Source organism: Corallococcus sp. EGB (assembly GCF_019968905.1).
In the GTDB taxonomy this organism is placed as follows: Bacteria; Myxococcota; Myxococcia; order Myxococcales; family Myxococcaceae; genus Corallococcus.
In genome coordinates this window covers 6,290,925-6,314,454 of the sequence record NZ_CP079946.1, presented here as the reverse complement: position 1 = coordinate 6,314,454, position 23,530 = coordinate 6,290,925, and the positions used below count along the sequence as shown (strand labels likewise).

The following is a 23,530-nucleotide window of genomic DNA, read 5'->3' as shown; positions in this document are numbered from 1 at the left end:
GTATCTTCCGGCGTCCATGGCATTTGAAGACTTCAAGCAACGCGTGCGGCCGGACTGGCGCGCCACGCTCCGGGGCATCCTGGAGAAGGCCCGCTCGCTCGGCCCCCAGGCCGTGCTGGCGTTCGACCTGGACTCCACCCTCTTCGACAACCGGCCCCGCCAGGCCCGCATCCTGCGCGAGTACGGCGACGCCCGGTCACTGAGCCTGCTCTCCGCGTGCGAGCCGCACCACTGGGACACCGGCTGGGACATGCGCGCCGCCATGCGCGCGTGCGGCATGCAGGACGCGGAGGTGGAGCAGCGCTACGCGGACGCGCGCGCCTTCTGGCAGGAGCGCTTCTTCACCAGCGCCTACTGCGTCTCCGACGAGGCGATCGAAGGCGCGGCGGCGTTCACCCAGGCGGTGGCCGTCACGGGCGCGCAGGTCGTCTACCTCACCGGCCGTCACGAGGTGATGCGCGAGGGCACCGTCGCGTGCCTGGCCCGCTGCGGGATGGTGACGCCGCCTGGAGAGGACGGGCGCGTGCACCTCGTCATGAAGCCCACGCTCGCGGAGAACGATGATGCGTTCAAACGCGAGGCGCACGCGCGGCTGGGACGCATGGGCACCGTGGTGGCGGCGTTCGACAACGAGCCCACCCATGCCAATGACTACCGTCGGCGCTTCCCGGAGGCGACGGTCATCCACCTGGCCACGGACCACTCGGGACGTGCCGTGGAACTGATGGAAGGCATCGTGTCGGTGCCCCATTTCTCGCTGGAGGACGTGACGCACCGCGCCTGAAAGAAAGGCGTGATGGACGACGTTTCTGAAAGGCTTTGGAAGTCCCATGGCCGCGCGCTAAGAGGCGCACGGCGTTCGCCGCCCTTTCCCCCTCGGGTCTTCAAGGGGCGGCCCAACCGGAGGCATGCCGCGGTGGCCAGCGCGTACTCGAAGGACCTGTTGTTGACGATGTACCGGAAGATGTACCTCATGCGCCGCTTCGAGGAGCGGGCCGGCCAGCAGTACACGCTGGGGAAGATCGCCGGCTTCTGCCACCTCTACATCGGCCAGGAGGCCGTGGCGGTGGGCTGCAACGAGGCCATCCGCCCGGATGACTACATGCTGTCCGCCTACCGCGACCACGGACAGCCGCTGGCGCGCGGCAGCGACGCCGGGATGATCATGGCGGAGCTGTTCGGCCGGGGCACCGGCTACAGCAAGGGCAAGGGCGGCTCGATGCACATCTTCGACATCGAGCACCACTTCTACGGCGGCTACGGCATCGTCGGCGGGCAGATTCCGCTCGCGGCGGGCATGGCCTTCGCCAGCCGCTATCGCAACGAAGACCGCGTCACGGTGTGCTACTTCGGCGACGCGGCCGCCAACCAGGGCTCGTTCCACGAGACCTTCAACATGGCGCAGAAGTGGAAGCTGCCGGTCATCTACATCTGCGAGAACAACCGCTACGGCATGGGCACGGCCATCGCGCGCACGTCCGCGGTGCCGGAGATCCACAAGCGCGCCTCCGCGTACGGCATGCGCGGCGAGGCGGTGGACGGCATGGACGTCCTCAAGATGTACGAGGCGGTGAAGGACGCCGCCGCGTACTGCCGCGCGGGCAAGGGCCCCGTGCTGCTGGAGGCGAACACGTACCGCTTCCGCGGCCACTCGATGGCGGACCCGGCGAACTACCGCACCAAGCAGGAGGTGGAGGACGAGCGCAAGGGCGACCCCATCCCGAAGCTGCGCGAGTTCGCCATGAAGCAGGGCTATGGCCTCACCGACGCGGACTTCGAAGCCATTGAAGAAGAGGAGAAGCGCACGGTGGACGCGGCGGTGAAGTTCGCCGACGAGTCGCCCGAGCCCAGCGTGGACGAGCTGTGGCGCGACACCATCGTGGAGCCGGGCGAGGAGGACGTTCGTCCGCGTGAGCGCGTGCTGGGCGTGAAGGTCACCAACTGGCCGAAGTACCCGTCGGGCCAGGAGCTGAAGGTGACGTGGGACCTGGAGCCCCGCGCCGAGGCAGAGCAGGCGGACAAGAAGGCGGGCCTGAGCCGCTAGCGCTCACGTTCCATCAGCCACAACCCTTTCGAGATTCGAGTTCGGAGCCGACGATGCCCGAGTTGATGTATCGCGAAGCGTTGAACCAGGCGCTCGCCGAGGAGATGGAGCGCGACGCCAATGTGTTCCTCATTGGCGAGGAAGTGGGCCGTTACAACGGCGCGTTCAAGGTGTCCCAGGGACTGTTGGACAGGTTTGGCAGCGCGCGCATCATCGACGCGCCCATCAGCGAGCTGGGCTTCACCGGCCTCAGCGTGGGCGCGGCGGCGGTGGGCCTGCGTCCGGTCGTGGAGATGATGACCTGGAACTTCGCCATCCTGGCGATGGATCAGATCGTCAACAACGCGGCCAAGCTGCGGCACATGAGCGGCGGCCAGTTGCGCTGCCCCATCGTGTTCCGCGGCCCGGGTGGCGCGGGCGGCCGGCTCTCCAGCCAGCACAGCCAGGCGCTGGAGGCCAACTACGCGCACTTCCCCGGCCTGAAGGTGATTGCCCCGGCGACCCCGGCGGACGCCAAGGGCATGCTCAAGAGCGCCATCCGGGACGAGAACCCGGTGGTCATGTTCGAGGGCGAGCGCCTCTACGCCATCAAGGGAGAGGTGCCGGAGGGCGAGCACCTCGTTCCCCTGGGCAAGGCGGACGTGAAGCGTGAGGGCACGGACGTCACGCTGATCACCTGGAGCCGGATGTACTACTTCTGCATGGAGGCCGCGGAGGCCCTGGCGAAGGAAGGCATCAGCGTGGAGGTGCTGGACCTGCGCACCCTGCGGCCCCTGGACGAGGAGGCCATCCTCGCGAGCGTGCGCAAGACGAACCGCGTGGTCATCTGTGAAGAGGGCTGGGCGCTGGCCGGTGTTGGCGCGTCCGTGGTGGACCTCATCCAGTCCCAGGCGTTCGACGACCTGGACGCGCCCATCGTGCGCGTCACCGGGTTGGATGTGAACATGTCCTATGCGGCGAACCTGGAGAACGCGACCCAGCCGGACGCGCCCAAGATCATCGCCGCCATCAAGAAGGTCCTGTACCGCGAGGGAGCCTGAACGCGTATGGCGACGCCCATCCAGATGCCCAGCCTTTCCCCGACGATGAAGGAGGGGAAGATCGTCAAGTGGCTGAAGAAGGTGGGAGACAAGGTCTCCTCCGGAGACGCCATCGCCGAGGTGGAGACCGACAAGTCCAACCTCGAGGTGGAAGCCTTCGACGACGGCTATCTCATCCAAATCGCCGTGCCCGAGGGCGAGGTCGCCGCTGTTGGCGCCCCCATCGGCTACCTCGGCGCGCAGGGTGAGAAGGCCACCGGCGGAGCGCCTTCGGCTCCCGCGCCCCAGAAGACGGAGGCCCCGAAGGCCGCCGCTCCCCCCGCCGCGCCGAAGCCTCCCGAGCAGGCCCCGGCCCCCGCCGCCAGCGGCGCGGGCGAAGGGATTGCCATCCTGATGCCTTCGCTCTCCCCGACGATGACGGAGGGGAAGATCGTCAAGTGGCTCAAGAAGGAGGGGGACAAGGTCTCCTCCGGGGACGCCATCGCCGAGGTGGAGACGGACAAGTCCAACCTCGAGGTGGAGGCGTACGACGACGGCACGCTCGCGCGCATCACGGTGCGGGCGGGTGACATGGCCAAGGTCGGCGCGCCCATCGCGTTCCTCGCGCCCAAGGGTGCCAAGGCGGGGACTTCCGCTCCGGCGGCCGCGCCCCAGGCTCCGGCCGCGCCGAAGGCTCCCGCTCCCGCCGCGGCTCCGTCCGCGCCCGCCGGGGGCCAGGTCGTTCCGCTGCGCCGTGAGGCTCCTGCCTCTGGCGGTGGCGGCCGGCTGCGCGCGAGCCCCCTGGCGAAGCGCATGGCCCAGGAGCGCGGGCTGGACCTGAACCAGGTGCGTGGCACCGGTCCCCTGGGCCGCGTGGTGAAGCGCGACGTGGAGCAGGCGCTGGGCCAGGGCCTGGCGAAGGCTCCCGTGCAGGCGCCGGCGGCGAAGAAGGCTCCGGCACAGCCGGAGGTTCGCGCCTTCGGCACGCGTCCGGAGCCGCAGGCGGTGCCCATGTCCTCCATGCGCAAGGTCATTGGCCAGCGCATGTCGGAAGTGAAGCCCGGCGTGCCGCACTTCTACCTCACGGTGGAGGTGGAGATGGACGCCGCGGTGAAGATCCGCGAGGAGGCCAAGGCGCTGGACCTCAAGGTGTCCGTCAACGACATCATCGTGAAGGCGGCGGCCATCGCGCTGCGGCGTTCACCGAAGATGAACGTGTCGCTCCAGGGCGACCAGGTGCTGCACTTCGGCACCGTGGACGTGGGCATCGCCGTCGCCATCGAGGACGGGCTGATCACCCCCGTCATCCGCGACGCGGACCTCAAGGGGCTGCAGGCCATCTCCGCCGAGTCCCGCGACATGGCGGAGCGCGCCCGCAAGCGCGCCCTGAAGCCGGCCGAGTACACGGGCGGCTCGCTCACCGTGAGCAACCTGGGCATGTACGGCATCGACCAGTTCATCGCCGTCATCAACCCGCCCCAGTCCGCCATCATCGCGGTGGGCGCCGTGGCGGAGAAGGCCGTGGTGCGTGACGGCCAGCTGGCGGTGCGCAAGATGATGACGGTGACGCTGTCGGGTGACCACCGCGTCATCGACGGGGCCACCGGCGCGGAGTACCTCCGCGAGCTGAAGGGGCTCCTGGAGCACCCCTCGCGGCTGTTGTTCTAGCGGTCGAGCGGTCCGCCGCCTCCGCCCCCGTGTGACACGCACGGGGGCGGGGCATGGCTTGGGCTACTCCCGCTTCGGCTCGTCCGACTCGACGTCCTCCTCCAGCTTGCGCTGGGCCTCCGTCACCTCCGCCTGGTCCGCGCGGCGCGTGCCCGTCTCCAGGTCCTCCTCGTGCTCCGGGCTGCGGCCCTTGATGCCGGGCCACGGCTCCGGGCGCGTGGCCTCCACGTGCTTCACGGGCTTCACGTCTTCGTTCTTCTTGTTCGCCATGGTGCGTCACTCCTCCCCGGTGCGGGGGGCATGGGTTGAGCGTTCCGTGGCGGTACGGTGGGACGCGCACGCTGGCGGGGCCACCCGGTGGGATGGAGGGGCAGAGCGCCTGGCTGCCTGACTCCTCCGGACGGCGAAAAAGGTCGGCAGCCGGAGCGGTTCGCTGCTTAACTTCTCACCCAATGAACGACGACATGACTCGCGAGCGCCTGGGACTTGGACTGCGGGAGGTGGAGCCTTCACCGGTCCCGCCGACCCCGACGGTGTCCCTGGCGCACTCGCTACAGCAGGCGCTGCGCGGCGCCGTGTATCCGCTCACCGCGGAGCAGCTGGTCTGGGTGGCGCGGGAGAACGAGGCGCCCTCGCACGTGGTGTCGCTGCTGGGCACGCTGCCCCGGGGCCGTTTCTCCTCGGCGGACATGGTGGCCCTCACGCTTGGGAACGCCTCCCGCTGAGGAGAAGTCCACCGTGCGACGTTCGGTTCCGGCCTGGGTACAAGGTACCCCCAGGCGCGCGGTCCGACGTGCGCGTTATGTTCGGTGCGACCAGCCTGTCTTCCGGATGAGGAAGCCATGGTCTGGAGGAGCTCCATGAACGCCTCGGACCTGCCCGCCGTGCTGTACGTGGACGACGACGCCCTCAACCTGAGGGTGTTCGACGCCAACTTCGGGCAGCGGTTTCGCATCTTCCGGTGCTCGTCCCCCAACGAGGCCCTGGCGCTGCTGGAGCAGCGGCGCGGGGAGATTGGCGTGGTGCTGTCGGACCAGCGCATGCCGGGGATGACGGGCGTGGAGTTGCTGGAGCGCGCCCGCACCATCGCGCCGGACGCCAAGCGCATGCTGGTGACGGCGTACGCGGACATGCAGGCCGTCATCGACGCGGTGAACCGCGGCCAGGTGACGCGCTACTTCGTCAAGCCGTGGGACCGCGCGGAGCTGCTGGCGGCGCTGGAGGACGCGCTCAAGATTGCCCGGCTGGAGCTGCGCATCCGCGAGGTGGAAGGCCGGATGATGAAGTCCGAGCGTCTGGCCACGCTGGGGCAGGTGACGGCGGGCATCGCGCACGAGCTGATGGGCCCGGTGGGCTACCTCACGCAGAACGTGTCGTCGCTCCAGCGCGACATGGAGCGGGTGGTGCAGTACGTGTCGCGCCACCTGGCCACGGATCCAGACGCGGAGGTGTCCGCCACCATCGAGGACCTGCCGTCGCTCATCAAGGACCTGTCCGAGGGCGCCAGCCATCTGCGCGGAGTGGCGCTGGGCCTGCGCGCGCAGGCGCGCGGCGAGGACATGGAGGCCACCGCGGACGTGGCGGAGGTCGTGTCGTTCGCGGTGAAGCTGGCGCGGGCGGAGGTGCGTGACCGGGCGCGGCTCACCAGCAGCGGCGAGCCCATCCGCATCGTCTTCGGGCCGGTGAAGCTGTGCCAGGTGCTGCTCAACCTCATCGTCAACGCGGCGCAGGCCATGGAGGGCACGGGCCGTCCGGGCCGCATCGACGTGCGGTGGGAGGCGCGCGATGAGGACGTGGTGCTGTCCGTGGTGGACAACGGGTGCGGCATCCCCGTGGCGCTCCAGGAGCGCGTGTTCCAGCCGCTGTTCACCACGAAGCCGGTGGGCATCGGCACGGGGCTGGGGCTTTCCATCTGCCGGGAGCTGGTGACCCAGTTCGGCGGTCAGCTGCGCCTGTCGTCCACGCCGGGCGAGGGCACCGAAATCGAGCTCACCTTCAAGCGAGCCCCGCTCCCTTGAGCCCGAACGCGTTGTGCAGGAGCCGCCACACCCGGTAGAGGGTGTCGCTCTCCTGCGGCCGCACGTCCCGCACCAGGAGTGCGCGCCGGAGCACGCCTTCCGGGCCGTACTCCACCACGAGTGCGTATCCCCCCTTCGGCGGCTGGACGATGTGCACCGCCCGCACGTCGTCGAAGGGGAAGACCTCCGTGCGCGCCGCGCCCGGGGCCCACGCGAGCGTCTCCAGCCGCAGCGACTCCGTCTTGAAGTGCAGCACGAAGCGGCGCCGCCTCAGCCGGGCCTCCGTCACCAGCGCGCCGCCCACCAGGCCTCCCGCCAGCACGAAGAGCAGGGCCGCGGGGCCTGGCGTCCGGGCCGCGTCCAGGACGAGCAGCAGCAGCCCCACCCCCGTGCACACGGCGGCCAGGACCAGGAAGAGCGTGGGTAGCAGCCGCAGCGTCCAGACAGGGGGGAGGGATTCCCCCACCAGCCGGCCCTCGTCGTAGAAAAGCCGCACGTCACCCAGCCGCGGCGGCACCCGGTTCTCCCGGAGCGCGTCTTCGAAGCTCACGGACCGAGCATAGTGGGAGCGACTGCTTCCGACCCTCGAAGTTGTCCGTGAGCTGTGCGATCCTCCCAATTCATGGATCTCCCGTTTGAGACCGGTGAAGGTGAAGGGGAAGGGCGGGGGACGCTCGCCTCGAAGGTTCTGCTGGTGGATGACGAGCCGGTGGTGCTCGACATCTGCGTGCGCCTGCTGGGGCGGGAGGCGGACCTCATCATCTCTCCCGTGGGCAGCGCGGAGGAGGCGCTCGCCCTCCTGAAGGACCAGCGCTTCGACGTGCTGGTGACGGACAAGAACCTGCCCGGCATGGGCGGGGTGGAGCTCATCGCGGAGGCGCGGCGGATGCAGCCCGCGCTGGAGGCGGTGATGATCACCGCGTACGCCAGCTCCGAGTCCGTCATCGCCGCGTTCGCCGCCGGCGCCAGCGACTACATCGTGAAGCCCTTCGACGACCTGCGCGTGCTGCGCGCCAAGGTGCGCGCCGCGCTGGAGCGCCGCTCGGAGCGCGTGCGCACGCGAGACGGCGCCCGGGAGATGGCCCGTCAGGCCGCCGCGCTGTTGGACGCGGGCCGGGACGCTCCGGAGCCCGCGCACGAAGCGCTGGAGATGGAGCTGCGCAACTATGAGCAGGCGGTGCGCATGGGCCACGGCGGCAGCGTCGCGGTGGTGGGCAGCGCCGAGGCCGTGAAGGTGCTGCGCGACGCGGACTTCGAAGTGGTGGAGCTGCCGCCGTACTCGCCCCAACTGGAGAGCGCGGACGTGGTGGTGGTGGAGACCGGGGATCCACAGTGGCACACGCTGGCGGAGCGCCTCCAGGGGCGCTCCCCGGACGTGGTGCTGCTGGCCGGCGCCGACGCCGACCTGAGCGACCTCTTGGAGGCCATCACCCTGCGCATGGACCTGGTGGGCTACGGGCAATCCAACGCCGCCCGCGTGCTGCCGGAGAAGGTGCGCATGCTGCTGATGCGCCGGGGCATCCAGCGCGCCCAGCAGCGGCTCACCGCGGCGCTGGACGCGTTCCGCCAGAGCATCCCCGCCGTGTCCTGAGGCAGGAAAGCGCGTGGCGGGGGAGCGGCCACCCGGCCGCATCCGTCTCCAGGCACAGGCGTCCAAGCCCGCAAAGCGAAACGCCCACCTTCGTTTTCGAAGGTGGGCGTCTCAGTGTGACCCTGCCGGGATTCGAACCCGAGTTTGAGCCGTGAGAGGGCTCCGTCCTAACCACTAGACGACAGGGCCGGCTTGCTTCCCTACAACCGCTGCGTTTCTGCTGCTGCTTCCTACATTCTCCGTTTCGCTTCGTCAACCGGAGATTTTCAGCTGGGGAACTAGGATTCGAACCTAGATAAGCAGAGTCAGAGTCTGCTGTCCTGCCGTTAGACGATTCCCCAAGGCGCTGCGTGCTGCGGTGTTGCGGGCGCTTCTACTACCGACTTCTGCTGCTGACTTCAACTACTTCGTTTTTCTGACCGGCTTGGCTTCGTTCTTCTTCGCCGGCTTCGCCGCCCCCTGCAGCGGGACGACGTAGATGCGAACCTCGTCGTTCGCTTCGTAAATATTCAGCCCCTCGAAGTTCTTCCCCGAGGGGTTGGAGATGTGCACGGCCTTGACGCCCGGCTGGTTGACGATCGACCGCCTCGGGTAGCTCGAGGCCGGGTAGACGTTCTTGTAGTAGTCGAGCGTCGCGTCGAAGTCTCGCGAAGCCCGGTACCTGTTCTCGCCCACCTTCTGGGCACCATCCGGAATCTGGGCGCCGTTCACCAGCTCGGCGCCCGAGGCCGTTGCCCAGAGGGCCAGCAGCACCGCCCCGAGCGGGCGCGCCTTATAGAAATGGGGTCGCAGGCTGTCAAGCGGTCGCGTCATCGCCGGCCAAGATAGGGCCCGGCGATGGCCGCGTCCACCGCCAATGTCACGTCCCGCGAGCGAGCGCCGCGTCGATGCGCCGCAGGGCCTCGTCGCGCCCCACGAGCAGCAGCGTCTCTCCGATGCCGGGGCTGGTGGTGTTGCCGGTGATGGCCACGCGGATGGGCTGGGCCACCTTGCCCATGCCCACCTGGGCGGCCTCGCTCACCGTCTTCACCACGCCGTCCAGCGGCTCCACCGTCCAGGCGGGCAGGGCGGCCAGCTTCTCGCGGGCCTGGCGCAGCAGGTTGAGCGAGTCCCCGCTCAGGTGCTTGGCGGCGGCCTTCTCATCCAGCGTGACGCCGCTCTTGAAGTAGATGGACGCGGTGTTCGCCATCTCCTCCAGGGTGCGCGAGCGCTCGCGCAGCGCCATCACCAGCGGCTCCAGGCGCGCATCCCCCTTCGCCTGGAAGCCGCGGGCCTCCAGGAACGGGACGAGCCGCTCCGCGACCACGGCCGGGGGCAGGAGCTTGAACCACTGCTGGTTGAGCCACTGGAGCTTCTCCGGGTTCCACACGCCGGAGGTGCTGCCCACGCCGTCGAAGTCGAACCACTCGACCATCTGCTCGCGGTTGATGACCTCGTCGTTGCCGTGGCTCCAGCCCAGGCGGATGACGAAGTTGAGCAGGGCCTCCGGCATGATGCCCGTGCGCTTGTGCAGCATCACGTCCGCTTCCGGGTGCTTGCGCTTGGAGAGCTTCTCGCGGTCCGGCCCCAGGATGAGCGGCAGGTGCGCGAACTCCGGCGGCGTCCAGCCCAGCGCCTGGTAGAGCATCAGCTGGGGGAAGGTGGAGTTGATGTGCTCCTGGCCGCGCGCCACCAGGGTGATGTCCATCAGGTGGTCGTCGATGACGCAGCCATAGTTGTAGAGCGGGATGCCGTCCGCCCGCATCATCACCCAGTCATCCAGGTCCGAGTACGGCTTGGTGATGGTGCCCAGCACCTTGTCGTTGAAGGACACGGTGCCCTCACCCGAGGGCATGCGGAAGCGGATGACGGCGTCCTCCAGCTTCTTGCCGGGCGGCGGGGCCTTCAGGTCGTGGCAGGTGCCCTCGTACTTGTAGGACCCCGGGCCCTTCTCCTTCTCCACGGCCTCGCGGCGCTGGGCAATCTCCTCGCGGGTGCAGTAGCACCGGAAGGCCTTGCCGGCCGCGATGAGCTGCTCCGCGTGCGCGCGGTACGTGTCCAGGCGCTGGGTCTGGAAGTAGGGGCCGTACCTGGGGTCCTCCTTGCCGGGGCCCTCGTCCCAGTCCAGGCCCAGCCAGTTCAGCCCGTCGATGATGGCCTGGACGGACTGCGGCGTGGACCGCTCCTGGTCCGTATCTTCCATGCGCAGGACGAAGGTGCCGCCGTAGCGCTTCGCGTAGAGGTAGTTGAAGAGCGCCGTCCGGGCGCCTCCGATGTGGAGGTATCCAGTAGGTGACGGAGCGAAGCGGACGCGGGGTTTTGACGGAGCCATGGGCAGGCGCGCGATAGCAGGACGGGTGCACGAGGGTCAACGCAAGCCGCCCTCTTGGGGGTAGGCTGCGAGGGCAAGGAGACTTTCCATGTCGATTCGACACGCGGTTCGCATGGTGGTGCTGGCCACCCTGCTCGGAGGGCTGCCGGTGGGGGCCACCACGATGTTGAGGACGGACGTGCCGCAGATGGCGCAGACGTCCGACACGGTGGTGCAGGGGGTCGTCCGGCGCGTGCAGAGCCGCTGGAGCGGGGACAAGCGCCGCATCATCACCGACGTGGAGATCCAGGTGACGGAGTCCCTCAAGGGGCAGCCTGGCGGCACGGTGCTCGTCACCCAGCCGGGCGGCCGGATGGGGGACATCGGGCAGGTGGTGAGCGGCCTGGCGTCCTTCTCCGAGGGCGAGGAGGTCGTCGTCTTCCTGGAGAAGCGCGGCGCGGCCGCGTTCCAGCTGTCCGGCATGGCGCAGGGCAAGTACGAGGTGCGGCGCACCGGCCCGAGCGCCATGGCGGTGCCGTCGTCCACCGGGGACGCGGTGCTGATTGATCCGAAGACGCGCCAGGAGACGGTGTCCAACGCGCAGACGATGTCGCTGGCGGAGCTGAAGGCCACCGTGCGCGCGGTGGTCCAGGCGCAGCAGGCGGCGCCCGCGAAGAAGGGGGCGAAGTGATGGGCGCGCTCGCGTCGTGGGTGGTGCTGGCGGCCGTGATGGGGCAGAGCTCGGCGCCGTACGTGCGCAGCCGCGTGGTCCCGGGGGATGAGTCCACGCAGTGCCTGTACTGGACGCAGACGAGCATCACCTGGCAGCAGAGCACCGTGGGCAACCCGAAGGTCACGAACCACACGGAGTTCGACGCCATCTCCCGCTCGTTCCAGAGCTGGGAGGACATCTTCGCCAACTGCGGCAACCTGACCTTGAAGGAGGGCCCGCGCGTGAACTCCCGGACGGTGGGCTACAACCGCTCCGGCGACAACATCAACCTCATCCTCTTCCGCGGCCGCGCCTGCCGCGACGTCGTGGACGCGAACGACGCCTGCTTCACCCAGGACACGTGCGCGAACACGTACGACTGCTGGGATGACAGCGCCGGCACCATCGCCATCACGCTGACCACGTATGATCAGCGCACGGGCGTCATCTACGACTCGGACATCTCCTTCAACGCCGCGCAGTTCAACTTCACCACCGGCAATGGCCCCGCGTGCTCGATTGTGTCCACGCCGGACTGCGTGGACACGGACGTGCAGAACACGGCCACCCACGAGGTGGGCCACTTCGTCGGCCTGGACCACACGCTCGCGACGGGCTCCACCATGAACCCCAGCGCGCCTCCGGGCGAGACGTCCAAGCGCACCATCGACCCGGGCTCGCGCAGCTTCGTGTGCGCCGTGTACCCCAAGGGCGGCGCGAGCCAGCCGTGCCTCCCGGTGCCGGACAACGGGAACGGCAATGGCAATGGGAAGAGCGACAGTGGCAGCGGTGGCTGCAGCGCCGCGGCAGGAGGCCTGACGGTGCTGCCGCTGCTGGCCGCCGCCGCGCTGCTGGCGCGCCGCCGGCGGGGTGTGATGTGAGCTGTCGCCTGCTGCTCCTGGGGATGCTGTTGTGCGCGGGAGCGGCGGGCGCGCAGCAGGACTACAAGCGCACGCTCGTGCCGGGCCGGCCGCTGTGCCTGGTGTGGCCCGGGCGTGACTACGTCTACCACCTGGACGCGGCCGGCAGCACGCGCACGCCCGGGGACTCGGAGGTCGCCGCCATCGAGGCGGCCTTCGACTCCTGGCGGGCGCTGTCCGGCACGTGCAGCGACTTCCGCTTCATCCGCGGCGTGGATTGGACGCTCCCCGTCGAGGTCGGCTACGACCAGGAACACCCCTTCGACAACTACAACGTCGTCACCTTCCGCGAGCGCAACTGCCAGGACGTCGCCCCTCCGGAGGATGCGTGCTGGGCGGAGGAGACGTGCGGCAACGTCTACCAGTGCTGGGCGCATGGGGGCGCCACCATCGGGCTCACCACGTCCTCGTTCAGCTTCAAGGACGGCTCCGTGGTGGACTCGGACATCGAGCTCAACGCGGCGGAGACGGACTACGGCCCCAGCTTCCTCTTCACCACCGTGAATGGCCCGCCGTGCACCGGGACGCCGTCCACCGACTGCGTGGCCACGGACGTGCAGAACACGATGACGCATGAGATTGGCCACGTCATCGGGTTGGACCATGTCTTCTCCGCGGGCTCCACCATGGAGGCCACCGCTTCCCAGGGCGAGACGTCCAAGCGGGTCATCGACGCGGGCTCCGCGGCCGGCTTCTGCTCCACCTATCCGCGCGGCCTGCCGCCCACGCAGTGCCGCATCCCGGAGGATCCGGGCCTGAAGCTGGTGGCGGACGGGCGGGGCTCGGGCTGTGGCACGTCCGCGGGAGGTCCGGCCCTGGCCTCCGTGCTGCTGTGGGGCGTGGCGCTGCTGCGCGGGGGCAGGCGGTCAAAGGCATCGCTGTCCGGCCCCCCACGCACTGCTCCGGGGGCGATGCGCGGTTAGATTCCGGATGTGGCTGTCGCATTCTTCGACCTGGACCGGACGTTGCTCGCCGCGAACTCCGCGTCGCTCTGGGTTCGCCGCGAGCTGGCGCTGGGCCACATCTCCCGCTGGGAGGCCCTGCGCGCCAGCGCGCTGCTCGCCCGTTATCACCTGGGCTTCGTGGCCATGCGGGACGTGCTGGTGCGCGCCACGGCGCTGCTGACGGGCTCGGAGGCCAGGGTCCTGGAGGCGCGCTCCGCGGACTTCTACGCGGAGGCCGTGCGCGGCCAGTACCGCCCCGGGGCCCTGGCCGCGCTGGAGGCCCACCGCGCGGCGGGAGACCGGCTGGTGCTGCTGACGTCGTCGTCGGGCTACCTGTCCGACCTGGTGGCGCGCGAACTCTGCCTGGATGGCGTGCTGTGCAACCGCTTCGAGGTGGACGCCGCGGGGCTGCACACCGGGCGCCCGCTGGGCGAGGTCTGCTTCGGCGAGGGCAAGCGCTTCTACGCGGAGGCCGCCGCGAAGGAGGCCGGCGTGCCGCTGTCCGCGTGCGCCTTCTACACGGATTCCTACGCGGACCTGCCGGTGCTGGAGCGGGTGGGGCGCCCCGTGGTGGTGAACCCGGATCGCCGCTTGCGCCGCGAGGCCCGGCGGCGGGGCTGGCCGGTGGTGGACTGGGGCGTGCCTCCGGGAGGCTCCGCCCCGTCCGTCCCTCCGACGCCGCCGCTCGTGCCCTCCACCGGCCCCTGAGGGACCCGGGTGGAGGCACCTTCCCGCGCGGTCTTCAGCGGCGCGGGGACACGAGCCGCATGGTGAAGGTGTAGTCCACGTTCACCGGGCGGCCCTGGTACTGGATGGGTTTGTAGACGCGGGACTGGAGCGAGTCGAGCACCGCCTTCTCCATGTGCTGCACCATCTTCAGGACGCGGCAGTTCTCCACGCGGCCCTTGGTGGTGATGGTGCAGCGCACCGCCACGAGCCCCTCCGCCTTGATGGCGAGCGCCTCGCGCGTGTAGGCGATGTCCCGGCCCTCCTCCAGCAGCACCGGCCGCTCCATGGCTTCGTTGAAGGGGATGACGGCGTTCGGGTTGACGGGCGCGAGCGCGCCGGTCGTCAGCGAAGGCACCGCAAGGCTGCCCGCGGCGCTCACCGGCGCCGCGACGGACGCGCCCACCGCGCCTGGCGCCTTGTCCGTCGTGGTGGCGGGGACCGTCGCCGCGGTGGGGGCCGGGCTCGCCTGCATCATCACGGGCGCCGCCATTCCACCCGGCGTCGCCGGGGCCACGTTCTCGAAGTCCTCGGGGGTGGAGGCGGTAGCCAGGTCCACGCGGCTCGGGCGCTCACCGCCGCCCCGGCGCCTGGTCAGCTTCTGGGACAGCACCACCTCGCCGGAGCCGCCGGTGATGATGGTCTCCGTCTGGTAGCCCTCCAGCGCGAAGGTCAGCTCCGCGGTGATGCTGCCCTCGCTGCCCAGCGGCAGCTCCATCACGAAGGGCGTCACGCCCTTCTCCTTGCCCTTGTAGTAGACGCGCGCGCCGGACGGCTGGCTCATCAGCCGGAAGCGCACCTTGCCCGGCGCGGGCGGCGCCGTGGGGACCTCCGCCACCGCCGGTGCCTTGTCCGCGGGGGGCGTGGCCTGGGTCACCGGCTGCGCGGGCTTCTCCTCCGGGCTGCCGCCGCGCAGGAAGAACAGCGTGATGCCCACCAGGCCCGCGACCATCACGCCGCCCAACGCGCCCATCAGGAGCGTGCGCTGGCGGGCGCGCTGCACGTCCGCCGGCACCTCCACGCTGATGTCCACCGCGAGCCCGCCGTCCGCCGGCTCCGCGTTGCCCACGTTGGCGAACAGCGGGGACGCGTAGGGCCCCGTCGTCGGCGGCGAGGGATAGGGGCCCGTCGTCGACGCGCTGCCCAGCCGGCGGAACACGCCGCTGTTGCCGCCCGCGGCCATGTGCGCCTCGCGCAGGCCCTCGAGCAACTCGTCCATCGTCTGGAAGCGCCTCGCCGGATCCTTCTCCAGGCAGCGGCGCACCACCATTTCAATCTCCGCCGGGACGGCGAGATCCGGGCGCACGGCCTGGAAGGTGGGGGGCGGTTCCTTGTAGTGGGCGAAGATGAGCTCGATGTGGTCGCGCGCGATGAAGGGCGGCCGGCCCATCAGCATCTGGAACAGCATGATGCCCAGCGAGTACACGTCGCTGCGCGCGTCCGCCACGTTGCGCGCCTGCTCCGGCGCCATGTACTGCGGCGAGCCCAGGAACGTGCCGTTCTGGGTGATTTCGGGGCTGACCGGCCCCTCCTGCTGCGGCGCCACGGACTTCACGAGGCCGAAGTCCAGGACCTTGACCAGGTCCTGATCCGCCTCGTTGAGGATCATGATGTTCGCGGGCTTCAGGTCGCGGTGGATGATCCCCAGGCTGTGCGCTTCACGCAGCGAGCGGCACACCTGCTGGGCCACCGACACCGCGCGGGCCCAGGGCAGGGGACCGGCCTGCCCCAGCACCTGCGCGAGCGTGCGACCCTCCAGGTACTCCATCGCGATGTAGTAGATGCCGTCGTCCGTCTGCCCGTAGTCGATGACGGTGACGGTGTTCGGGTGCCGCAGCTTCGACGTCAGCGACGCCTCGCGCAGGAAGCGCTTCTGGAAGCCGGGGTCGCGGCTGCTCGGGAAGTTGGGGTTCAGCACCTTGAGCGCGACCACGCGCTCCAAAGGTGCCTGCAGGGCGCGGTACACCTTGCCCATTCCACCCACGCCCAGGGGCTCCAGAATGCTGAAGCGGCCGTTCAACGTCCGGCCGATGAGCGGATCCGTTCCCGGGGCCTCAGGGCTCGGGGAATCGCTCTTGATCATTCGTGTCCCCTAGAAGCTGCGTGCAGCATGGTTTCTCCGGCAAAAGCAGCGGATCCGCATCCAAGCACAACTCGCCGGTGGGGCGCATCCCAAGGGGGTCTGGAATCCACCACGTCGGGGCATCCGCGACCCTGCTCCACGACCCGGGTCGCAGGGGGGGATGTGAGTCGCGACCTTCGGGCAAGCCCGCATTGCTTTGGACGGGGATCCCGGATTACGGTTTTTCTCCCTGCCCGCCATGCGGCGGGCGGAGTTCTTCAGATGGCTGAAACCCCCAGAGTCCCCGTTCCCCCACAGGCGCGCCGGGCCTCCGTACAACAGCGATTGAGCGCGCTGGAGGCGGAGCAGAACCAGCTGCGCCAGGAGCTCGCCTCCCTGCAGGGAGAGATCCGCCTGCCGGGTCTCTACCTGACCGTGGAGGCAGGCAACACGACCGCGCTGGTGCCCGCGAAGCAGGTGCAGGAGGTGGTGCGGCTGGTGGCGCTGGAGCCGCTGCCGGGCGCGCCGGTGCACGTGTCCGGCTCGTTCGTGTACCGCGGCACGCCGGCGGTGGTGGTGGACATGGCGCGGCTGATGGGCGTGAAGCGGACGCCGGATCTGGACTCGCTGCTGGTGGTCCTGGACGTGGGCCGGCTGGTGGCGCTGCTGGTGGACCGGGTGAAGGACCTGGTGGAGACGCCCACGCTGGTGGACGGCTCGCAGAGCGGCGAGGAGAAGATGCCCTGGGACGGCACCGGGCTCATGGCCGGGCTGTGCCGCACGCCGGAGGGGCTGCGCCCGCTCCTGCGCACGAGCGTGCTCCTGAACGGGACGGAGGGCCTGTGAGCGAAGGGCTGCTCGACGACGCCACGCTCGCGAAGGTCGAGGAGGTGCTCCAGGGCGCCTGCGGCCTGACGCTCGCGAGCAGCCTGCGTCGCTCCCTGGAGCCCGCGGTGTCGCGCGCGGCGCTGTCGCGCCAGATGTCCGAGTCCGCCTTCCTGCGCCAGCTGCTCATGCGCGAGCCCACGGCGGTGGAGGCGTTCATCGAGAACGCCGTCATCGGCGAGACGTACTTCTTCCGTCACCCGGAGCACCTGCGCGCGCTGGCGTCGCGGGCCCGGCAGCACCAGGGCGGTCCGTTCCAGGTCTGGAGCGCGGGCTGCGCGAGCGGCGAGGAGCCCTACAGCATCGCCATGGCGCTGATGGCCGCGGGGCTGGGCAACGGCGGGCGCTTCCGCGTGCTGGCGACGGACGTGTCCGGCCGGGCCCTGCAGCGCGCGAAGGCGGCCGTGTACAGCCCGTGGTCGCTGCGGCGCATCGAGCCGGAGCTGGAGCGGCGCTTCCTCGCGGCGCACGCGGGCGCGTCCGGAACGGACGTGCAACACACCGTGGCCCAGGAGGTCGTGCGCACGGTGGACTTCCGCCGCCACAACCTGGCCACGGACGCGGTGCCGTCGCTGGGCTTCCACGCCATCTTCTGCCGCAACGTCCTCATCTACTTCACGCCGGAGCTGGTGCGCGAGGTGCTGACGCGGCTGGTGGGCGCGCTCGCGCCGGGCGGGCTGCTCTTCGTGTCGCCCGCGGAGGTGCCGCTCACCAACGGCATGGGCCTGGAGACGCTGGACGTGGATGGCACCCCCGTCCTGCGCCTGCCCGCGGAGCCGCCGTGGGGCGCCGCGGAGGCCGCGTCCGCGCGTCGCGACGTGACGGGGACCTTCACCGCCGCCGCGCTCCGCCGGGAGACGCCGGTGCCGGGCCGCCTGAGGTTGGAGCGCCGCCGTCCCACGCCCTTGCCGGCCGTCGTAGCGCGGCCGTCCCGTCCGGTTCCGGTGGTGGACGCCCCCAAGGCGCAGGACTCCACGCCGGCCGCTCGCGCGGCGCAGGACGCGGGCCTGCTGACCCGGGCGCTGGAGGCGGCGCACGCGGGCCACTTCGAGCAGGCGGAGGCGCTGGCGCGCGAGGCGGCGCGGGCGCTGTCCCCGGAGGCGTACCTGCTGCTGGCGATGGTGGCCGAGTCGCGCGGCGACCTGGACGCGGCGGTGGAGGCGGTGCGCAAGGCGCTGTACCTGGAGCCGCAGCTGGCCCTGGGACACGCGACGCTGGTGGCGCTCTACAGCCGCCTGGATCGGCGCGAGGACGCGGAGCGCGCGCGGCAGAACGCGCTGCGCGCGCTGGATGGATTGGATGACGAGCACCCGCTGCGAGGCGTGGAGACGACGATGACGGCGGGGGGGCTGCGGCAGGCGCTGGCCCCCCGTTCTTCGCAGATGGGTTGGCAGGGCGCGCGCTGAAAGCGCAGGGCGTGCCGGTACACGTGAGGTGGGGACAACGTGGAAGCGAAAGGTTTGAAGGTGGCGTCGCCTGCAGGGTCGGCTTCGACCAGGCTCAGCCTGCGGACGAAGATCCTCGGAGGCACGGGCATCTTCGGCGTCGTGCTGGTCGGCATCCTGACCTTCGCGTTCTGGATGCAGATGAGCGACAGCCTGCTGGGTGAACTCACCAAGCGCTCGCGCGCGGTGGGCATCGGCATGGCGTTCAGCGTGGCCGCGTCCGCGGCCGCGAGCGACTCGGCCGTGCTCCAACTGGGCGCCGACGCGGCGCTCAAGAGCGTGCCGGACATCGCGTACATCGTCATCCGCGACGCGAGCGGCAAGGTGCTGGCGCGCTCCGCGGACGAGCACTTCTCCACCGCCGCCGCGGTGGAGCCCGCGGACGGCGACGCGGTGGTGGACCGCCTGCTGACGGTGGGCACGCTGCCCGTGGTGGAGACGACGGCGCCCATCGTCTTCGGCCCGCCGGGCGGCGCGCTCAAGCGCGTGGGCACCGTGCAACTGGCGCTGGACCGCGAGGCCCTGGCGGAGGCGCTCAATTCGAGCACCTGGCGCACCGCGGGCCTGGGCATCCTGGTGCTGGTGGTGGGCCTCCTGGCGGCGGCCGGAATGGCCAGCCTCTTCATCGTTCCCCTGGAGCGGCTGGCCCGCGCGGCGGTGGGCATCGCCGCGGGGGATCTGCGCCAGCAGATCGACACCAGCGGAACGGACGAGATTGGCGAGCTGGCGCGCAGCTTCTCCACCATGGCGGACGCGCTGGTGCACCTGCTGCACGACCTGCGCGGCGCGGCCACGGACCTGGAGCACGAGGCCGCGGGCGTGCTGGCCACGTCCACGCAGCAGTCCGCGATGGCGCACCAGCAGGCGTCCGCCATCAACGAGACCAGCACCACGGTGGCGGAGATCGCCCAGACCTCCAAGCAGGCCACGTCCTACGCGGACGCGGTCATCGCCCAGACTCAGAAGTCGGAGTCCCTCAGCACGCAGGGGCAGAAGGTCGTCGCCGAGAGCGTGGAGGGCATGGAGAAGCTGGGTGAGCAGGTGAAGGCCATTGCCCTGGCCATCACCGACCTGAACGAGCGCACGCTGCAGATCAGCGACATCATCGGGCAGGTGAAGGACGTGGCGGAGCAGTCCAACCTGCTGGCCCTCAACGCCTCCATCGAGGCGGCGAAGGCGGGCGAGCACGGACGTGGCTTCGCGGTGGTGGCCACGGAGATGCGCACGCTGGCAGAGCAGTCCCGCATGGCGGCGGATCAGGTGCGCGTGCTGCTGGGGGAGGTGCAGAAGGGCACTCGCGTGGCGGTGACGACCACGGACGAGGGCAGCCGCCGCGCCCAGGCGGCCATGGACATGGCGCGCGCCGCCGGCTCCACCATCCTGGGCCTGTCGGAGGTCATCCGCGAGTCGTCGGGGGCGGCGCGGCAGATCGCGGGCAACACGCGGCAGCAGACCATTGGCGTGGAGCAGATCGCCACGGCGATGGGGGAGTTGACGTCCGCCATGAGTGATTCGGTGGAGGGCACGCGGCGCATCGAGCAGGTGGCCGGCAACCTCTCCATCTTGTCGAAGCGCTTCTCTGAACTTGTAGGCAGGTACCAGCTATGAACAGCAACGTGACGGGTGGGGCACGCAAGGCGGCGAAGGTGCTCATCGTGGAGGACACGAAGACCATCACCAACCTCCTGCAGGTCTACCTGATGGGGTGGGGGCTGGACTTCCTGGACGCGCCCAACGGCGCGGTGGGACTCAAGCGGGCGCGCGAGCAGAAGCCGGACCTGATCATCTCCGACGTGCAGATGCCGGAGATGGACGGCTTCGCGCTGTGCGCGGCCATCCGGGGCGACCCGAAGCTGCACGACACGCCCTTCATGCTGCTCACGTCGCTGAAGGACGACGCGAGCCGGCAGAAGGGGAAGCTCGTCGGCGCGAGCGCGTTCCTCAACAAGCCGGTGTCCGTGGACGACCTGCGCTCCAAGGTGCGGGACATCCTCAAGCTGCCGGCCACGAAGTACTGAGCCGCCGCCCATGTCTACCGAAGACCGCAAGATCCTGCCCATCGACTTCGACGAGCTGAAGGCCTCGCTCGACGCGGCCCAGATGCTCCTGGAGGGCGCCACGGTGGTGAGCGCCCACAAGCGGCGCGAGGTGCTGCACCAGCGCGCGGTGGCGCTGGCCAACTCGCGCCATGAGACGCGCCAGGAGTCCGTCACGGTGCTCGCCTTCCATGTGGGCGGCGAGCGCTACGCGGTGAAGATCGAGGCGGTGGACCACGTGCTGGAGTCGCGCGGGATGTGCTCGCTGCCGGGGGCGCCGCGCCACGTGCTGGGGGCGCTGCTGTCGCGCTCGCGCATCGTGCCGGTGCTGGACCTGCGGCAGTTGTTGGGGCTGGAGGGCGGGGGCATGTCCGACCTGAGCAAGGTCGTGGTGGTGGAGGTGGAGGAGGAGGCGTTCGGGTTGGCGGCGGAGGTCGTGGACGGACGGCTGGAGTTGCCGCGCGCGGAGCTGTCCCAGCCGCCGCCGGGCCCGTTCCTGTTCCTGACGACGGATCGACTCACGGTGCTGGACCTCACACAGCTGGGCAACCCGGCGGCCGCACGGCGCGGCTAGAGGGGACTGGGGTTTCATGGATCCGCAGTTGCTGCGCAGCATCTGGCCGGTGTTCGCCGCGGAGACGCGCGAGCAGATTCAGGCCATCGGGTCGAAGGTGCTGGGGCTGGAGCAGCCTGCCAGCGCCCGAGAGCCGGACCTGCTGCCGTCGCTCAAGCGCGTGGTGCACAGCCTCAAGGGCTCCGCGGCGAGCCTGGGGCTGGACGACATCGAACGCATCGTCCACGCCATCGAGGACGGGCTGTCCCACGTCGACGTGGATCAGCCCATCTCGCGCGGCGCCGTGGAGGCGATGCTGCGAGGCCTGTCCGCCATCGAGAACGCCCTCAACCGGGGCGACGCGGGTGAACAGCCCGTGGTGGAGGGCGTGGCCGCGCTGCTCAAGGCCCTGGGCCACGAGGCGCCGGCCGCCTCCCCGTCCGACGCGGCCGCGAGCAGCGGCCCGCTGGGCGAGGACGGACTGAAGGCGCTGGCCGCGCTGGAGGCGGCGCTGAGCACGCTGGTGTCCCCGAAGGTGGAGGACCGGGCGGGCGCGGTGCGCGCGGCGGTGGACCAGGCGCACGCCCTGCGCCAGAGCGCGGAGGCGGTCCAGGCGGATCAGGTGGCCGCGCTGGCGGAGGCCGCGGCGCTGGGCTTCACGCGCATGGAGGAGGGCGGGGACGCGGCGGGACAGGCGGCGTCGGAGGTGGCGGGCGCGCTGGTGGATCTGCGCTCGGCGCTGAGCCTTTCCGAGGAGGCCGCTCCGGCTCCCGCGCCCACGCCCATGAAGGCCGCGCCGGCCGCCACGGCGCGCGCGACGACCGCGGCGCCGGAGGGACGCAGCGGTGCGGTGGACCGCGCGGTGCGCGTGTCGGTGCGGACGCTGGACTCGCTGGCGCTCCAGGTGGAGCACCTGGTGTCCGGGCGGTCGCAGCAGGGGCGGCGCTCGGAGGGCTTCCGGTCGCTGACGGATCAGGCGCACGAGGTGCTCTTGCACCTGGAGCGCGCCGCGTCGCAGCTGGCCATGTCCGGCGGCGGGCCCGCGCTGGAGCCGCTGCGCACGGGCGTGGGGCTGATGCGCACGATGCAGAAGCGGCTGCTGGAGCATGCGAAGGAGGCGCACCGCGACGGCGAGCAGCAGGCGCTGGTGGCCCAGGTCATCCGCGACGACCTGCGCGACCTGCGAATGGTGCCGGCCTCGCAGGTGCTGGAGCCCCTGCGCCGCACGGTGCGCGAGACGGCGTCCCGGCTGGGCAAGGAGGTGACGCTGGAGCTGGGCGGCACCGACGTGCGGTTGGATCGGCGCATCGTGGACGCGCTGAAGGATCCGCTGGTGCACCTGGTGCGCAACGCCATCGACCACGGGCTGGAGATGCCCGCCGCGCGCAAGGCGGTGGGCAAGCCGGAGACGGGCCGGCTGGTGGTGCGCGTGGAGGCGCGGGGCACGCGCGTGGGCGTCATCGTGGAGGACGACGGCGCGGGCCTGGATCCGGTGCGCGTGCGCGCCACGGCGGTGCGCCGGGGCCTGATGAACCAGGAGGCGGCGGAGAAGCTGACGGACGCGCAGGCCGCGCGGCTCATCTTCCAGCCGGGCTTCTCCACGCGCGACGAGGTCACGGCCACGTCGGGCCGGGGCGTGGGCCTGGACGTGGTGCTGGCCACCGCCCAGCGGCTGCAGGGCAGCGCGGACGTGGAGTTCACCCCGGGCAAGGGCACGCGCTTCATCGTGGACCTGCCGCTCACGCTGGCGGCGGCGCTGGGCCTGCTGGTGCGCACCGGCACCATGATCACCGCCATCCCCTCCGACGCCGTGAAGCGCGTGCTGCGGCTGGACGCGGACGACGTGGGCACGGTGGCCGGACGCGTGGTGGCGCGGCTGGACGGCGAGCAGCTCACGTTCCTGTCGCTCGCGGAGGCCATCGGGCTGCCGCGCCTGCCGCTCGCGCTGGAGTCGGGACGGCGGCAGACGGCGGTGCTCCTGTCCCTGGGCGAGGAGCGCGTGCTGTACGCCATCGACGAGGTGGTGGGACAGCAGGAGCTGGTGGTGCGCTCGCTGGGCAAGCACCTGCGGGATGTCACGCACCTGGCGGGCGCGGCGGTGCTGGACGATGGGCGCGTGGTGCCGGTGCTCAACGCGCCGGAGCTGCTGCGCGCGGCCAAGCCGGACACCCGAACCTCTTCGGGCGATTCCAAGCTGCCGCGCATCCTGGTGTGCGACGACTCACTCACCACGCGCTTCGCGATGAAGTCCCTGCTGGAGATTGCCGGCTACCCGGTGGTCACGGCGTCGGACGGCGAGGAGGCGTGGCAGGTGCTGGAGCGCGTGCACTGCCACCTGGTGGTCAGCGACTGGCAGATGCCGCGGCTGGATGGCGTGGGCCTGGCGCGGCGGATCAAGGGCCACCCCATGTTCCGGCGCACGCCCATCATCCTGGTGACGTCGCTGGACAGCAGCGAGGACCGCGCGGCCGGCCTGGAGGCGGGCGCGGACGGCTACCTCGTCAAGCGCGAGGTGGAGCGCGGCAAGCTCCTGGAGCTCGTGCGCCAGTTGCTGCCCAGCTCCGCCGCCTGAGGCACGGCAGGAGGTTGGCGACGACGCCCCGTCCTTCGCGTGAGC

Annotated in this window: 22 protein-coding genes and 2 tRNA genes; 17 read left to right on the top strand and 7 right to left on the bottom strand. The window is 70.6% G+C overall.

The window, feature by feature from the left end; translation table 11 throughout:
* Positions 1-16 precede the first annotated feature (16 nt).
* The 4 genes from KYK13_RS25980 to KYK13_RS25965 all read left to right on the top strand — a co-directional run bounded on the left by KYK13_RS25980 (position 17) and on the right by KYK13_RS25965 (position 4,731).
* A complete protein-coding gene (locus tag KYK13_RS25980) occupies positions 17-784 on the top strand; it encodes a hypothetical protein (protein ID WP_223634681.1) in 768 nt (255 codons plus the stop codon).
* A gap of 132 nt (positions 785-916) precedes the next feature.
* Positions 917-2,044 (top strand): pyruvate dehydrogenase (acetyl-transferring) E1 component subunit alpha, encoded by a 1,128-nt coding sequence (gene pdhA / locus KYK13_RS25975; RefSeq protein ID WP_223634677.1) that lies wholly within the window; start codon positions 917-919, stop codon positions 2,042-2,044.
* 53 nt (positions 2,045-2,097) lie between these two features.
* Positions 2,098-3,084 carry a pyruvate dehydrogenase complex E1 component subunit beta gene (locus KYK13_RS25970; RefSeq protein WP_223634674.1) on the top strand — a complete coding sequence of 329 codons (987 nt, stop codon included), beginning with the start codon at positions 2,098-2,100 and terminating at the stop codon, positions 3,082-3,084.
* Between the two features lie 6 nt (positions 3,085-3,090).
* Complete coding sequence (locus KYK13_RS25965; protein WP_223634672.1) at positions 3,091-4,731, top strand: pyruvate dehydrogenase complex dihydrolipoamide acetyltransferase; 1,641 nt, start codon at positions 3,091-3,093, stop codon at positions 4,729-4,731.
* Between the two features lie 63 nt (positions 4,732-4,794).
* On the opposite strand, the gene KYK13_RS25960 is transcribed toward KYK13_RS25965, so the two are convergent.
* Positions 4,795-5,001, bottom strand: a complete 207-nt coding sequence (locus KYK13_RS25960) for a hypothetical protein (protein ID WP_223634670.1) — start codon at positions 4,999-5,001, stop codon at positions 4,795-4,797.
* A 194-nt stretch (positions 5,002-5,195) separates the two neighbouring features.
* Between KYK13_RS25960 and KYK13_RS25955 the strand changes: the two genes are divergently transcribed.
* Positions 5,196-5,456, top strand: coding sequence for a DUF2795 domain-containing protein (locus KYK13_RS25955; RefSeq protein ID WP_223634668.1), 261 nt, complete (start codon positions 5,196-5,198; stop codon positions 5,454-5,456).
* A gap of 135 nt (positions 5,457-5,591) precedes the next feature.
* The gene (locus tag KYK13_RS25950) at positions 5,592-6,749 is read left to right on the top strand and encodes a sensor histidine kinase (protein WP_223634666.1); all 1,158 of its coding nucleotides are present in this window, start codon (positions 5,592-5,594) and stop codon (positions 6,747-6,749) included.
* Here the strand turns inward: KYK13_RS25950 and KYK13_RS25945 are convergent.
* On the bottom strand, positions 6,727-7,299 hold the full coding sequence (locus tag KYK13_RS25945; RefSeq protein ID WP_223634664.1) for a hypothetical protein: 573 nt from the start codon (positions 7,297-7,299) through the stop codon (positions 6,727-6,729). The two genes, KYK13_RS25950 and KYK13_RS25945, sit on opposite strands and share 23 nt — an antisense overlap.
* A gap of 72 nt (positions 7,300-7,371) precedes the next feature.
* Between KYK13_RS25945 and KYK13_RS25940 the strand changes: the two genes are divergently transcribed.
* On the top strand, positions 7,372-8,340 hold the full coding sequence (locus KYK13_RS25940) for a response regulator (protein ID WP_223634662.1): 969 nt from the start codon (positions 7,372-7,374) through the stop codon (positions 8,338-8,340).
* A gap of 117 nt (positions 8,341-8,457) precedes the next feature.
* Here the strand turns inward: KYK13_RS25940 and KYK13_RS25935 are convergent.
* From KYK13_RS25935 to gltX, 4 genes are all read right to left on the bottom strand, one after another.
* Positions 8,458-8,529, bottom strand: a tRNA-Glu gene (locus KYK13_RS25935).
* 81 nt (positions 8,530-8,610) lie between these two features.
* Positions 8,611-8,681 (bottom strand) — tRNA-Gln (locus tag KYK13_RS25930).
* 61 nt (positions 8,682-8,742) lie between these two features.
* Entirely contained in the window at positions 8,743-9,153 is a 411-nt protein-coding gene (locus tag KYK13_RS25925) for a hypothetical protein (RefSeq protein ID WP_223634659.1), read from the bottom strand.
* Between the two features lie 46 nt (positions 9,154-9,199).
* Positions 9,200-10,651, bottom strand: a complete 1,452-nt coding sequence (gltX, locus tag KYK13_RS25920; protein ID WP_223634655.1) for a glutamate--tRNA ligase — start codon at positions 10,649-10,651, stop codon at positions 9,200-9,202.
* A gap of 88 nt (positions 10,652-10,739) precedes the next feature.
* Between gltX and KYK13_RS25915 the strand changes: the two genes are divergently transcribed.
* Genes KYK13_RS25915 through KYK13_RS25900 form a run of 4 tightly spaced genes read left to right on the top strand, consistent with a single transcriptional unit; the run spans position 10,740 to position 13,914 of the window.
* Entirely contained in the window at positions 10,740-11,321 is a 582-nt protein-coding gene (locus KYK13_RS25915; RefSeq protein WP_223634652.1) for a hypothetical protein, read from the top strand.
* Positions 11,321-12,223 (top strand): myxosortase-dependent metalloprotease, MXAN_2677/MXAN_2678 family, encoded by a 903-nt coding sequence (locus KYK13_RS25910; RefSeq protein WP_223634649.1) that lies wholly within the window; start codon positions 11,321-11,323, stop codon positions 12,221-12,223. The genes KYK13_RS25915 and KYK13_RS25910 overlap by 1 nt, the downstream gene beginning before the upstream one ends.
* On the top strand, positions 12,220-13,185 hold the full coding sequence (locus KYK13_RS25905; protein ID WP_223634647.1) for a myxosortase-dependent metalloprotease, MXAN_2677/MXAN_2678 family: 966 nt from the start codon (positions 12,220-12,222) through the stop codon (positions 13,183-13,185). Before KYK13_RS25910 ends, KYK13_RS25905 begins: the two co-directional genes overlap by 4 nt.
* Before the next feature lie 9 nt (positions 13,186-13,194).
* Positions 13,195-13,914, top strand: a complete 720-nt coding sequence (locus KYK13_RS25900) for an HAD family phosphatase (RefSeq protein ID WP_223634645.1) — start codon at positions 13,195-13,197, stop codon at positions 13,912-13,914.
* Between the two features lie 34 nt (positions 13,915-13,948).
* On the opposite strand, the gene KYK13_RS25895 is transcribed toward KYK13_RS25900, so the two are convergent.
* On the bottom strand, positions 13,949-16,015 hold the full coding sequence (locus KYK13_RS25895) for a TonB family protein (RefSeq protein ID WP_223634643.1): 2,067 nt from the start codon (positions 16,013-16,015) through the stop codon (positions 13,949-13,951).
* A 261-nt stretch (positions 16,016-16,276) separates the two neighbouring features.
* On the opposite strand from KYK13_RS25895, the gene KYK13_RS25890 reads away from it, so the two are divergent.
* The 6 genes from KYK13_RS25890 to KYK13_RS25865 are packed head-to-tail and all read left to right on the top strand — an operon-like array spanning position 16,277 to position 23,485.
* Positions 16,277-16,840 (top strand): chemotaxis protein CheW, encoded by a 564-nt coding sequence (locus KYK13_RS25890; RefSeq protein WP_223634641.1) that lies wholly within the window; start codon positions 16,277-16,279, stop codon positions 16,838-16,840.
* The gene (locus tag KYK13_RS25885; RefSeq protein ID WP_223634639.1) at positions 16,837-18,285 is read left to right on the top strand and encodes a protein-glutamate O-methyltransferase CheR; all 1,449 of its coding nucleotides are present in this window, start codon (positions 16,837-16,839) and stop codon (positions 18,283-18,285) included. The genes KYK13_RS25890 and KYK13_RS25885 overlap by 4 nt, the downstream gene beginning before the upstream one ends.
* Before the next feature lie 39 nt (positions 18,286-18,324).
* Positions 18,325-19,932 carry a methyl-accepting chemotaxis protein gene (locus KYK13_RS25880; protein ID WP_223634636.1) on the top strand — a complete coding sequence of 536 codons (1,608 nt, stop codon included), beginning with the start codon at positions 18,325-18,327 and terminating at the stop codon, positions 19,930-19,932.
* Entirely contained in the window at positions 19,929-20,342 is a 414-nt protein-coding gene (locus KYK13_RS25875) for a two-component system response regulator (RefSeq protein WP_014398150.1), read from the top strand. Before KYK13_RS25880 ends, KYK13_RS25875 begins: the two co-directional genes overlap by 4 nt.
* Positions 20,343-20,352: 10 nt before the next feature.
* Positions 20,353-20,934, top strand: a complete 582-nt coding sequence (locus KYK13_RS25870) for a chemotaxis protein CheW (RefSeq protein ID WP_223634634.1) — start codon at positions 20,353-20,355, stop codon at positions 20,932-20,934.
* A gap of 16 nt (positions 20,935-20,950) precedes the next feature.
* Complete coding sequence (locus tag KYK13_RS25865; protein WP_223634632.1) at positions 20,951-23,485, top strand: response regulator; 2,535 nt, start codon at positions 20,951-20,953, stop codon at positions 23,483-23,485.
* Positions 23,486-23,530: the final 45 nt, after the last annotated feature.